Origin of the sequence: Alishewanella jeotgali KCTC 22429 (genome assembly GCF_000245735.1) — a bacterium.
GTDB lineage: Bacteria > Pseudomonadota > Gammaproteobacteria > Enterobacterales > Alteromonadaceae > Alishewanella > Alishewanella jeotgali.
Genome location: NZ_AHTH01000004.1, coordinates 78,024 through 90,420 on the forward strand (window position 1 = coordinate 78,024; position 12,397 = coordinate 90,420).

11 protein-coding genes are annotated in these 12,397 nt (G+C 52.9%); 6 read left to right on the plus strand and 5 right to left on the minus strand.

Translation table 11 applies throughout. The annotated features are described in order from the left end of the window. Nucleotides 1–22: 22 nt before the first annotated feature. The gene (locus tag AJE_RS01385; protein WP_008949326.1) at nucleotides 23–733 is read right to left on the minus strand and encodes a DUF445 domain-containing protein; all 711 of its coding nucleotides are present in this window, start codon (nucleotides 731–733) and stop codon (nucleotides 23–25) included. Between the two features lie 162 nt (nucleotides 734–895). Between AJE_RS01385 and AJE_RS01390 the strand changes: the two genes are divergently transcribed. Then, complete coding sequence (locus tag AJE_RS01390; protein ID WP_008949327.1) at nucleotides 896–1,747, plus strand: MurR/RpiR family transcriptional regulator; 852 nt, start codon at nucleotides 896–898, stop codon at nucleotides 1,745–1,747. A gap of 77 nt (nucleotides 1,748–1,824) precedes the next feature. Beyond that, nucleotides 1,825–3,279: a protein adenylyltransferase SelO gene (locus AJE_RS01395; protein ID WP_008949328.1), complete on the plus strand. Its 1,455-nt coding sequence runs from the start codon at nucleotides 1,825–1,827 to the stop codon at nucleotides 3,277–3,279. Here the strand turns inward: AJE_RS01395 and AJE_RS01400 are convergent. Next, nucleotides 3,276–4,199, minus strand: coding sequence for a sodium-dependent bicarbonate transport family permease (locus tag AJE_RS01400; RefSeq protein ID WP_008949329.1), 924 nt, complete (start codon nucleotides 4,197–4,199; stop codon nucleotides 3,276–3,278). The genes AJE_RS01395 and AJE_RS01400 overlap by 4 nt on opposite strands. 123 nt (nucleotides 4,200–4,322) lie before the next feature. Here AJE_RS01400 and AJE_RS01405 point away from each other — a divergent pair, with 123 nt between their 5' ends. Next, a complete protein-coding gene (locus AJE_RS01405) occupies nucleotides 4,323–5,282 on the plus strand; it encodes a LysR family transcriptional regulator (protein WP_008949330.1) in 960 nt (319 codons plus the stop codon). Here AJE_RS01405 and AJE_RS01410 read toward each other — a convergent pair. Further along, a complete protein-coding gene (locus AJE_RS01410; protein ID WP_008949331.1) occupies nucleotides 5,191–7,533 on the minus strand; it encodes a putative bifunctional diguanylate cyclase/phosphodiesterase in 2,343 nt (780 codons plus the stop codon). The genes AJE_RS01405 and AJE_RS01410 overlap by 92 nt on opposite strands. A gap of 26 nt (nucleotides 7,534–7,559) precedes the next feature. Continuing rightward, nucleotides 7,560–9,107, minus strand: coding sequence for a methyl-accepting chemotaxis protein (locus AJE_RS01415; RefSeq protein WP_008949332.1), 1,548 nt, complete (start codon nucleotides 9,105–9,107; stop codon nucleotides 7,560–7,562). Between the two features lie 226 nt (nucleotides 9,108–9,333). On the opposite strand from AJE_RS01415, the gene sbcB reads away from it, so the two are divergent. From sbcB to AJE_RS01430, 3 genes are all read left to right on the plus strand, one after another. After that, nucleotides 9,334–10,767 carry an exodeoxyribonuclease I gene (gene sbcB, locus AJE_RS01420; RefSeq protein ID WP_008949333.1) on the plus strand — a complete coding sequence of 478 codons (1,434 nt, stop codon included), beginning with the start codon at nucleotides 9,334–9,336 and terminating at the stop codon, nucleotides 10,765–10,767. Nucleotides 10,768–10,876: 109 nt separating this feature from the next. Further along, complete coding sequence (locus AJE_RS01425) at nucleotides 10,877–11,260, plus strand: hypothetical protein (protein ID WP_008949334.1); 384 nt, start codon at nucleotides 10,877–10,879, stop codon at nucleotides 11,258–11,260. Nucleotides 11,261–11,263: 3 nt separating this feature from the next. Continuing rightward, nucleotides 11,264–11,740, plus strand: a complete 477-nt coding sequence (locus AJE_RS01430) for a DUF6644 family protein (RefSeq protein WP_008949335.1) — start codon at nucleotides 11,264–11,266, stop codon at nucleotides 11,738–11,740. A 24-nt stretch (nucleotides 11,741–11,764) separates the two neighbouring features. Here AJE_RS01430 and AJE_RS01435 read toward each other — a convergent pair whose 3' ends face one another. Then, nucleotides 11,765–12,313 (minus strand): hypothetical protein, encoded by a 549-nt coding sequence (locus tag AJE_RS01435; RefSeq protein ID WP_008949336.1) that lies wholly within the window; start codon nucleotides 12,311–12,313, stop codon nucleotides 11,765–11,767. Nucleotides 12,314–12,397 lie beyond the last annotated feature (84 nt).

The following is a 12,397-nucleotide window of genomic DNA, read 5'->3' on the forward strand; positions in this document are numbered from 1 at the left end:
ATTTCAGCGGTTCAGCAAGGGATTAGCGGCTAATCAGTCCTGCCAGCAGACCAAGCACACCACCAAAAACCCCGCCCCAAACCACCAGCCAGCCCAGATGCTCGCGGATCATCCGTTGAATAATCTGTTTTACCAGCTCGGGGGTCAGCTCAGCCAGCCGCTGTTCAACAATTTGTTCGATCTGTTGTCTGAGCTCGGCTAATTGCTCCGGACTGTCCAATTGCGTCAACAGCAACTGGTTAAACTGCTCACTCTGACTAATCTCAATCAGTGCGCTCTGTAATTTTTCAGTAAAGGGCTGTTGTAAGGGTTTTAGCATCGCACTGCCGCCGAACATCGACAGCATACTGCCAAAAGAAGATTGCTCCACGGCACTGACCAGCGCATTAAAGGCCGGACTGAGATCGGTTTGCCTGATTACCGGTTCAAAATCAAAGGCCCGGCTGTGTTGTTGTTTTTTCTCCGCTAAAAAGCGGTCGATATTTTCACTGCTAAAAAACTCGGTCATCACCAACTGATAGATCCCCTGCCGGAATTCCACAAAGCGCGCCGGGATCACACCTGAGCCATACAGCAGAGGCACCCGCTCAAACAACATATGGATAGCCAGGGTATTGGTAATGGCGCCGGCCAAAGCAAACATACCGATACTCAGCAGCAGTGGCTGAGCAAGCAGCACGCCGCCCAGTACCAGCACCAAAGCCGCCCCATTAGTCAGTAGATTTTTATTCACCATGCACTCCGCTTAGCGTTGAAGATCCAGGCCGGCGATTTTATGCAGAAGTACCGCCTTTGGCAACGTTAGCCGGCACAGCATTTTGGCGTGGGCGTGCGGCTGGTCTTTCTGCCCGCAATACGCGTATACTCAAACCATAACAGCAGTTTGGAGCCAGGTATGGCCGTATTACAAAAAATTGTGCTTCTAAAAAGCCGCTTACGCAGCGCTGAACTGGCGATAGCGGACTATGTACTGGCGAACTCAGCACAAATTCGTCAATTATCATCACAGGAACTGGCACAGGCCGTTGGCGTTAGTCAGGCTACAGTGGTCCGCTTTACGCAAAAGCTGGGTTATAAGGGCTACCCGGATTTTAAGTTTGCAATTAACGACAGCCTGCACCAGCAAACCAGCCCGAAAAGCATTAAATTGCATGGTGATATTGCGCTGAATGATAATTTTCAGGAAATGGCGCGCAAACTGCTGGCGGGTAAAATTGAAGTTCTGACCAATACCCTTAGTGCCAATGAGCAGGCCAGTATGGAGCAAGGCTGTCAACTGCTGACCCAAGCCAGACGCATTATGCTAACCGGTAAAGGTGCCTCCTTTCTGGTGGCACAGGATTTTTGCCTGAAGCTACGCAAACTGGGGCTACAAGCCATCGCAGAAAGTGATAACCATATCCAACTGGCTGATTTAGCCCACTACAACAATAAAGATTTACTGGTGGTGATCAGTGAATCCGGTGAAACACCGGAGATGATCGTCGTCAGCCAGTATGCCAGTAGCCGTGGCATTCCGCTGCTGAGCCTGACCGGTTTTGCGCCTAATACCGTAGCGAAACTCTCAGTGCTAAATTTAAAAACCGTCGCCAATGAAAATGCCGCCCGGCTGTCGTCTATTTTGTCACGTAATGCTCAGGAGCTGGTCATTGACCTGCTGTTTATTATGCTGACGCAAAGCTCAGCACGCGGGCGCAAAATGGTCGAAGCCTCAAATCAGGCAGTAGCTGAATACCGTAAACGCTAAAGCATGCACACAACCTAGCCAGAGCGGGAATATCTGAGTAAACTACTCAACTATTCTGTCACTGCCTTAGAGCCGTTATGTCATTATTTCAGGTTGAACATAGCTACCGAACCCTCCCTGCTGCCTGCTACGCCGATTGTGCGCCAACGCCGGTGCGCGCCCCGGCCTGGCTGGCATTTAACCAGACTCTGGCCAGCGAACTAAAGTTGCCAGAACAGTATCAGCGCACAGCTGAGGGCTTAGCGCTGTTTAGCGGTAACAACCTACCCGATTGGACATTGCCGCTGGCTCAGGCCTATGCTGGCCACCAATTTGCTAACTATGTTCCCCGCTTAGGCGATGGCCGGGCGCTGCTACTGGCAGAGCTGCGGGCCAAGGATGGTAAGCTTTACGATCTGCAACTAAAAGGCGCCGGTCGTACCCCGTTTTCACGCAGTGGCGATGGCCGCGCCCCACTGGGCCCGGTACTACGCGAATATCTGGTTAGCGAAGCCATGTATGCCTTAGGCGTACCCACCACCCGGGCGTTAGCAGCCGTTAGCAGCGGTGAGTTGGTGTTCCGTGATGAAACACTACCGGGCGCTATCTTAACCCGGGTTGCCAGCAGTCATATCCGGATCGGTACAATGCAGTATGCCGCCAGCCAGCCTGATCCGGCTGTGCTGCCCGCACTGGCAGACTATGTGATAAACCGTCACTATCCACAGCTGTGGCAACAGGATAATCCGTATCTGGCGCTGTTACAGCAGGTAGCGGAGCGCCAGGCGCAGTTGGTCGCACACTGGATGAGCCTGGGTTTTATCCACGGTGTCATGAATACCGATAATATGAGCCTGAGCGGCGAAACCATTGACTATGGTCCCTGCGCCTTTATGGAAGCCTATCAACCGCGGCAGGTTTACAGTTATATCGATCAACAGGGTCGCTATGCCTATCAGAATCAGCCAGCCGTTGCGCAGTGGAACCTGGCCCGGCTGGCCGAAGCCCAGCTGTCCCTGATTGACCCGGATCAAGAGCAGGCGATTGCGCTGGCAATGTCGGTGCTGAACGCCTTTCCACAGTATTATCAAACTGCATACCGGCAGCGCTTTCGGGCCAAGTTGGGATTAACGGCACCGGCACAGGAGGAGGCGGACGATCAGCTGATCGCCGATTTTCTTGCGTTACTGAGTGCTGGCCAGGCTGATTTTAGCCAGAGTTTTTTCGCGCTGCGCCAAGGCGACAGTGTCTATTTAACGCAGCAACTGGACAAACAACAGTTCAGTGCCTGGCAGCGGCAATGGCGGCAGCGCCTGAGCCAGCAGACTGCCGATCCGCAGGCTATTATGGCAACCGCCAACCCTTATCTGATCCCACGCAATCACCTGATCCAACAGGTGATAGACCAGGTTAGCCAGCATGGTGATTTAGCTTTGTTCCAACAATTGCAGCAGCTATGGCAACAACCTTATCTGCAATCCGCAGCAGGTGAGCCATACAGCCTGGCAGCGCGCCCGGAACAGCGCGTCTGCCAGACTTTTTGTGGTACCTAAAGGATCCAGCTTTGGTAAAGTGGAATACCGATTAAGATATTAAACGGGAAGGTGATCCCGAGCGCCGCCAGCATCGACAGACCGATATCAGCCTGCGGAATGGCGGCACGGATCGCCGCGGGTGCCGCGATATAAGAGGCACTGGCCATCAGCGTCGCAAACACCAGGGCACTACCCGCTGGCATACCCAGGATGCCGGCAACCAGCAGTCCGACACTGGCCAGCACCAACGGCGTAACCAGTGCGAAAATCATCAGCCGCCAATGCTGCCACGGCAACGGATTACAGACCCGGGCCGTGCACAGGCCCATTTCCAGTAAAAACAGCGCCAGCATGGTTTTAAACCCACCCAGCAATACCGGGGTAATTTCCGATAAGCCCTCATTACCATAAAAGGCCCCAATCAACATGCCACCCAATAGCAGCAGCACACCGCGGCTGGTCAGGGCTTCATGTAAAATTGCCAGACCATTGGCCTTGGTGCCATTAATAAAGCGGTACAGCCAGAGCATTACCACGATAGCCGGTAACTCCAGCAGTACCAGATACAATGTGGTCTGGGCGGATAATTCCAGATTATTCGCCATCGCAACCGCCAGCACCACCGCAAAGGTACCAGCACTAACGGAGCCATAGTGCGCGGCAATACTGGCAGCGTTGGCACTATCCAGCTTAATCAGGCGTCTTAACAGCGGATACAGCAGCAGTGGGATCAGGGCACCACAAAATACGATTAGCGCCAGCTCCGGCAGCAGCGGCAACAAGGGTTCACCATGTAGCGCCATACCGCCTTTCAGGCCAATTACCAACATCAGTAAAATTGACAGGATTTCATAAATCGACACCGGCACTTTGAGATCGGATTTCACCAGGCCGGCAATTAAACCCAAGGCAAAAAACGCTATAACCACATCTGGCATTAAGTTCTCCCCGTTCTAGAGCATCATGTAGTTTTAGTTTGTGTAAATATCGGCGCCGATCTTGCCTGCAACCTACCCTTTATGCTAATTAATAATTTAACAAATCACTATTGATAATTATCTATGGACGCCCGTCATCTTAGTTTCCGGCTATTACAGGTTTTCCGCCAGGTTGCCGAAAGTGGCAATATTACCGCCGCTTCCCGTTTACTACACCTGACGCAACCCACGGTATCATTACAACTTAAAAAACTGAGTGAAATCATTGGCGAGCCGCTGTTTGATTATCAGCAACAACGCTTACAACTGACCGCCAGTGGTGAACTGCTGTATCAGGCGGTGCTGGATATTGATGAACGGCTATCAGAATTTAATCAGCAGCTACATCAACAGCGCCGTGGCGATGCCGGCACCATTTCGCTGGCGGTAGTCAATACCGCCCAATATCTGTTGCCACAACTGCTGGCTGATTTTAGCCGTGACTATCCGAGGGTGGTGATCAACCTGCAGATCGGCAACCGGGCCCATATTTTAAACCGCTTTGCCCAGCAACAGGATCACCTGTATTTATTTAGTCACCCACCCGGCGGGGAAAATGTTAAAGCCAAGGCCGTAGTCGCCAACCCGCTGTATCTGGTGGCCCCGCCCGGGCACTGGGCCAGCCGGCAAAGCGGCTTAAGTTTTGGTATGCTGCAGGAGGAACGCTTTATTCTGCGCGAACCCGGCTCTGCCACCCGCATGACCTTTGATAGCTGGCTCAGTAGCCAGGCCACTGAAATCAAATATAGTATGCAAATGGAGTCAAATGAAGCGATCCGGCTTAGTGTGATGGCTGGTCTGGGCGTAGCCTTGTTATCTGCCCATACCTTGCAGGGACAGCAACATCTGCTGTCTGTACTGGAGGTAAGCGGTTTTCCGCTGCTAAGTCACTGGTATCTGGTACGGCACAGTAATAAACGCTTGCCGCAGGCCGCCGTCAAACTCGGCAGCTTTATTGAGCAGCAGTTGGCGCTGTGGCAGGATCCACTGCAGGCGGAAAGAAACGCTCGCCCTGGGTCGCAAAATCCTGCAACCACTGGCTAAAATCTTTGGCGGATAACGGTTTGGCGAAGTAATACCCCTGCACCTGCTGACAGCCGGCATCCAGTACCCGGCTTAAACCGGCATGATTCTCCAGCCCTTCTGCCGTAACGGTCAGCCCCAGTCCTCCCGCCAGCTGCGCTGTCGCCTGCACAATCAACGCATCCTGTTGGTTGTGTTCGATATCTTTGATAAAGGCGCGATCGATTTTCACTTCATGTACCGGCAAATTCTTCAGATAAGCCAGTGATGACTGCCCGGTACCAAAATCATCAATCGCCAGCTTGATCCCGGCCTGCTTTAATACTTTCAGATTAGCGATAGCCCGGCTGGCATCCTGCATCACCGCACTTTCGGTCACTTCCAGTGTTAAGGCACTCACTGGCACAGCGGCTTCAGCCAGTGCGGCCAAAATACGCGCCGGCAAAGCATCATCCAGCAGATCGGCCGCCGATAAATTTACTGCCACTGCCACTTGCGGGTGCAGCTGTTGCCAGCTGGCGAGTTGCCGGATCACCTGCTGTAACATCCAGTTCGAGATCAGGCTAATATTGCCGGTTCGCTCGGCCAGGGTAATAAACTCCATGGGTGAGACAAAACCCAGTGTAGGGTGTTGCCAGCGGATCAACGCCTCTGCCGCCCGACAGCGGCGGGCAACGATATCGACCTTCGGCTGGAATACCACAGAAAACTGACCACTGTCTAACGCCTGTGGCAGATCGCGGATCAAGGTCAGCTCCCGCTGATGGCTTTCATCCTGCCCGGTGCGATACCAGGCTTGCGGCAGATTGTCCGCTTTGGCGTTAGCCAGGGCAATTTCCAGCCGCCGCAATATCGCATTGACATCCTGCGCCAGCGCCGTGGTGGCATAGACACCGGCCACCAACTGTAGATTAATCGCCGAACCGGCCAAATCGAAGGGTTGCGCCAGATTAACCAGCAAACTATTGATCTGCTCCTCTTCCAGCGTGGAGGGGATCACCAGTAAAAACTCATCTGCTCCCAGCCGGGCACAAAAATTAATTGTGGTTTCATTGTTAAGCCGCAGCGCCAGCTGTTGCAATAACAAATCACCACTGTGATAGCCCAGACTATCGTTCACGTAACGAAACTTTGCGATATTTAATAGCAATAAAGTCGACGCCTGTTGCTGCAGCCTGACTGCCAGGTGCTTCTCGACCGCCAGCCGGTTTGCTAACCCGGTTAACGGGTCGCGCTCCACCTGCTCCAGTAGTTGCCGCTCCCGCTGCTGAATTGCCGCACGCATCTGGGTAAGGGTATTTGCCAGCAAGCCCACTTCAGCTAGGGCTACTGCCGGCGGCTGTACTTCCTGACCACGCCCGATCGCCTTGGCGTAGCGCACCAGTTTATCCAATGGCCGGGTGACACTACGGGTATATACAAAGGCCACCACCAGCGCCAGCGCCAGGCCCAGACTAAAGATCTGTAGCAGCTGATTACGCAGTGCCTGATAATTTGCCAGCCACTGCGCATTTGGCAGGTGCAATACGCCCCATAACTGCTGGGTTTCACTAAGCGCAAATAGTTGACTGATATGCTGGGGTAACAACTCCGGCAATACGCGTTCATCAAGCATGATAGGTTGCAGCTGCTCGGCCAGCTGCTGTTTGGCCGCTGCCGAAAGCGTGGAACTTAGCACCAAACGTTCGCCGCTGAGCCTGATAAAACTCACCTGCAGCCCGGTTAAATCGGCGATTTGGCTGGCAAGTTGCTGATCGACACTAAAGCCCATACCAACCCAGGCAATAATATGCGGCGCCCGTACCGGCACCAGCACTAACTGATAGGCACGCTCTCCCACGCTGAGTACGCTGGCCTGCGAACCTTGCTGAGCACGGGCTTGTTCAAATAAACCGGGTAATACGGCGTTATCCTGCACCGCAGCGGTACTGGCCAGCATCCGGCCATCCGGGGTAAACAAAAACGCCAGATCGGCGTTAATCCGGGCGCCATGATTTTCTAAAACACTGCTGATGGTTTCCGCTTCGGCGGTGGCCACGGCCTGACGAAAGCCAAAGTCGGCCGCTAACAGGCGGACGCTGTCAGTTAACTGATCACTGCGCACTTGCAGCGTTTGGCCGGCGGCGTTACTGGCAACCTTGAGCAGCTGGCGTGCTTGCTGCTCACTGTCGTTACGCATAGTATTTAGGGTGGCATAACCGGTAAATACAGCCAGCAACAGCAATAAACCGACCAGCAATAAGGTTAACTGACTACGTAACGACCTTAACATCGAGCCCCCGGGCCTGCGATTTGCGTTTAGCGTTTAAACCGATGAACCAAATCGGCCAGATTATCCGACACTTTTTTCAGCTGGCTCAGCGTATGGGCCGCTTCCGTCGCCGCCTGAGTGCTATGTCCCGCCAACGTGGAAATGCTGACAACCTGACGGTTGATATCGTCTGCCACATGGGCCTGCTGCTCTACCGCAGCTGCCATCTGAGTTGACATATGGGCAATCTCATTCACTGCGCCATTGATACCACTTAACATCTCACCACTTTCCAGCACTTTTTGTAAACCATTTTCTGCATCCTGGGCCCCTAACTGCGCCACATGTACCGCGTTATTCGCCCGCGCCGTCAACTCCGCGACGATAGCATAAATTTCTTTGGTCGATTGCTGAGTACGCTGCGCCAGATTACGCACCTCCTCCGCCACCACCGCAAAGCCCCGCCCCTGTTCGCCGGCGCGAGCCGCTTCTATCGCTGCATTTAACGCCAGTAAATTGGTTTGATCAGCAATTTGCTCAATAAACTGTGCCGCCTTGGCAATCTTATCGGTTTGATCAGACACCTCAGTCACCGACTGGCCGATACTGCTGACCGTATCGCGTAATTTCTCAATCGAATAGCGGGTGGTACCGGCAATTTCATTGCCCCGTGCCGCTAATTTGTTGGCTTTATCGGCCTGGGCTGCAGTATCAGTAACATGGTGCGCCACTTCGGCGATAGTCGTCGTCATTTGATTCATCGCCGTGGCCACCTGCATGGTTTCGGCCTGCTGGCGATCAATCTCCTGGTTGGCTTCCTGCGTCAGTTGTAAGCCGCGCAGTGAGTCCTTAGCTACGCTACTGGCCGCATTTTCAATCCGAGTTAGCATGGCACGCAAATGCGAGCGTTCGCTCAGCACATTCACTTTTAACTTGCCTACCGCATTACGATCATCGGTATAACTTAGCACCGCCAAGCGATCACCAAAGGCACCGGGTAATAAGGCATCCAGCTCACTAAAGAGTTTGGCCTGCTGCCATTTTTGTAACAATGCCCAGGTCAGTGCCGCAGCAGCGAGCACCCACGCCAGCGCCATTAAACCGCCTTGCCACAGCGCTAAGCTAGCGACCAGCAGCGTCAATAAACCGAGCCCCGCCTCCACCGACCAGCGCCTTGCAGCAGCTTTGTCCTGATTGATGTGTTGATACAGTTGTTCAGCGCGGGTGACATCCTGCTCTTTCGGTGCACAACGCACCGACTCATAACCCACGATCTGGCCTTTTTCAAAAATCGGCATCACATAGGCATCCACCCAGTAATAATCACCGTTTTTACAGCGGTTCTTCACCAGGCCCATCCAGTTTTTACCCTGCTTCAGGTAACGCCACATGGTTTCATAGGCTGCCGCAGGCATATCCGGATGCCGTACCAGATTATGCGGCTGTCCCAGCAGCTCCTCTTTGCTGTAGCCACTTACCGCGACAAAAGCCTCATTACAGTCAACAATAATACCGCGGGTATCGGTAACCGAGATTAACCGCTCCTCAGGGCCAAATGTACGGCGTTGATTGGTAACAGGCAGGTTTTTACGCATGGTGTAAGCTCTTTAAATAATTAGAAAAACACATAAAACATTGTAGCGTAATTTACCACCTTGGAGGTAGAAAAGCGTGTAGCAGCGCTTTTTATCCGATTAAGTGAGCTGCGGCTTACCATGCTGAGGACTCCCGCCTGACTGTACCTGCAGGCCGGCGATCGGTTATTATGCCGCTATATGCTCTAATGTTAGTAAGCTGCTGAAAATCCGGACAGGAACCGCCATGAGCCAAGCGCCAAGCTTTTATTTCTATGACTTTGAGACCTGGGGCGCCGATCCGAAAAAAGATCGCCCGGCCCAATTTGCCGGTATACGTACCGATCATGAACTGAATATTATTGGCGAGCCCGAGATGTGGTATTGCCAGCTCGCCAACGACTACCTGCCCCATCCGGCAGCCGCCCTGATCACCGGTTTAACCCCGCAGCTCTGTAATAAAAAAGGCTTAGTTGAAACCGAGTTTATGCAGCGGATCCTAAATGCCTTTAGTACCCCCAATACCTGCGTGCTGGGGTATAACAGCCTGCGCTTTGACGATGAGGTCACCCGCTACGGCCTGTATCGCAACTTTTATGATGTGTACGGCCGCGAATGGCAGCAGGGCAATAGCCGCTGGGATCTGATTGATCTGGTACGCGCCTGTTACGCGCTGCGCCCCGAGGGTATAAACTGGCCACTGCGTGATGATGGCAGCCCCAGTTTTAAGCTTGAGCAGCTAACCAAAGCCAATAATTTAGAACATAGCGCCGCCCATGATGCGCTGTCTGATGTGTATGCCACCATCGCTATAGCCAAACTGATTAAACAGCAACAACCTAAACTGTTTCACTATCTGTTTGAACTGCGTAAAAAGCAAAAAGTCGCCGAGCTGATTGACGTTGCAGGCTTAACCCCCCTGGTGCATATTTCTTCAAAGTTCCCGGCGACTCAGGGCTGTGCCAGCTGGATAGTGCCGCTGGCCTACCACCCAAGCAATAAGAACGCGGTTATCTGCTATAACCTGCAGCTCGACCCCAGAGCGCTGCTGGATGATGATTTGGCTACACTGCAACAAAAACTCTACCGTAAGAGCAGTGAACTGGCCGAAGGCGAACAGCGACTGGGGTTAAAACTGATCCATCTGAATAAATGCCCGGTGCTGGCCAATGCGAAAACCCTGAGTGCCGAACGCGCAACCGAGCTTGGCATTGACCGCAACCAATGCCTGCACCATCTGGAATGGCTGCGCCAAAATCGCCAGTTACAACAAAAAGTGGTCGAGCTGTATCAACAAGCCGGCGACTACGGCGCTGAAACCAACCCCGATTATCAGCTGTACAACGGCTTTATCAGCGACGCCGATAAACAAAAAATGCAACAGCTGCACCAGCTGGATCCGGCCAGCTTAACCGCCGATAGCCTTATCTTTAGCGAAGAGCGGCTAAACCGCTTATATTTTTTATACCGGGCACGTAATTACCCGCTCAGTCTTACCGATAGCGAGCTGCAAAAATGGCAACGTTACCGCACTGACAAGCTGATGCACGGCCTGGATAATCCCAACCTGACGCTGGAGCAATTTAGCCTGGCACTGGAAAATCTGGCGCATGAGCACAGCGCCGATGAGCAAAAAATGGCGATTTTAAAAGCCTTGTATCGCTACGCAGAAGCACTGTAACAAATCCCATCTGATTGTCGGGTGGTCGCAAAAGCGGCTTTTTTGTGCGCCATAGCGCCTATTGCTTCGTATACTAAAGTGATTTTAAAGCAAAGCAGACGAGGTAAAGATGCGTACCACCCTGACTAAAGTCAGCCAGTTAAGTTTACTTGCTGCCGCACTCTGGGCTGCCAGCGCCGCAGCCCACCACGGCTGGAACTGGACCGAACAGCAGCAAACCGAGATGAGCGGTGAAATTACCGAAATCTATATTGGCCCGCCGCATCCACGTTTAATGATCAACACCCCGGATGGTGCCTGGCAGGTCGATCTGGGCAATCCACGGCAAACCCGGGATGCTGGCTTTGTCGAAGGCGAAGCCGCAGTCGGTGATACCGTGCTGGTGCGTGGCCATCGCTCGGCAAAAACAGATGAGCGGATTATCAAAGCGGTTCGCGCCACCATTAATGGTAAGGTGTATACCTTTTATCCGCAGCTGCTGCGCGAAGACTAAGCCTTGCTGGCAAACAGCCTGATCAGCCTGTCCGAACTGGCGCTCATTAACCTTATCCGCCAGTCGGCACTGGCTTATCCGGCGCTGAGCGCGCTGCATATTCTGGGCATCGCCCTGCTGCTTGGTAATATACTGCTGTTGGATCTGCGGCTACTCGGAGTGCTACGCCAAAGCGCGTTATCAGACTTATTTAAGCTGTTTAGCCGGCTGGCCGGCGTCGGTTTACTGCTGGCTATCGGTAGTGGCGTGCTGTTATTTAGCGTGCAACCCCTGCAATATGTTAGCAATCAGGCTTTTTTGCTGAAAATGCTGCTCCTGGCCCTGGCACTGCTTAATCTGCTAATAGTGCACCTTAGCCAGGCCTGGCGGCAGGCCTGCAGTGGCGGGCCAGTCAGTAACAGTCTTAAGCTCACCGCCGCCAGTTCGCTACTGCTCTGGCTAACCATACTTGTCGCCGGGCGCTGGATTGCTTTTGTTTGAACAGCAAGTACTTAAAATCCTAGCCTATAACACATCACGATACTTTTCATTTGCCTGATATGCTTCCACCTCCAGAGGGGCGTTGTCATAGCCATAGGTCGCCAAGTCGCTAAAATGCTGTGTGATAACTTGCTGCAAACTGGAACGTTCAATTTGCAAAACATGCACCAGCTCATGTGCCAGACGTGGCGTAGTAAGCGGGTAGTCTTCGCGGACATAAATGGAATAGCCAAATACCTGAGCATTATTGACAATACCCTCGCCGATAAAGCCCACGGCTTCACCCACTGTTTTTAACAGCAGGTTATCGTACGGAAAAGGGACTTGATCAACAAAGACCAGCCTCACCTGTTGCGGGTTTTTGATACCAATATCTCGGGCAAGTGCCAACTGTGTGTCATCCAACGGCTGGCCAGTTTGCAGGCCCAACAGTTCAGTGTCGGTGGCCCATTCAATATACTGCGGCAGTATCAGTGCCGAAATCAGATTTTGATGGAAAAATACGATGCCACTCCCCATGGCGAGCACAAAACCCAACACCAATGTCCATTTTTTTACTGCGCTACCTTGCATATCCGCTCCTGAAAAGAGGCAACCTTTACTATTTTGGGCTAATCACAACGACGCGCCCTGCAACGGGAGAATAATTCGCTATGC

Coding starts and splice junctions, on each gene's coding strand:
- AJE_RS01390 (WP_008949327.1), top strand. CDS start 896: ATGGCCGTATTACAAAAAATTGTGCTTCTAAAAAGCCGCTTACGCAGC.
- AJE_RS01395 (WP_008949328.1), top strand. CDS start 1,825: ATGTCATTATTTCAGGTTGAACATAGCTACCGAACCCTCCCTGCTGCC.
- AJE_RS01400 (WP_008949329.1), bottom strand. CDS start 4,199: ATGCCAGATGTGGTTATAGCGTTTTTTGCCTTGGGTTTAATTGCCGGC.
- AJE_RS01405 (WP_008949330.1), top strand. CDS start 4,323: ATGGACGCCCGTCATCTTAGTTTCCGGCTATTACAGGTTTTCCGCCAG.
- AJE_RS01410 (WP_008949331.1), bottom strand. CDS start 7,533: ATGTTAAGGTCGTTACGTAGTCAGTTAACCTTATTGCTGGTCGGTTTA.
- AJE_RS01415 (WP_008949332.1), bottom strand. CDS start 9,107: ATGCGTAAAAACCTGCCTGTTACCAATCAACGCCGTACATTTGGCCCT.
- sbcB (WP_008949333.1), top strand. CDS start 9,334: ATGAGCCAAGCGCCAAGCTTTTATTTCTATGACTTTGAGACCTGGGGC.
- AJE_RS01425 (WP_008949334.1), top strand. CDS start 10,877: ATGCGTACCACCCTGACTAAAGTCAGCCAGTTAAGTTTACTTGCTGCC.
- AJE_RS01435 (WP_008949336.1), bottom strand. CDS start 12,313: ATGCAAGGTAGCGCAGTAAAAAAATGGACATTGGTGTTGGGTTTTGTG.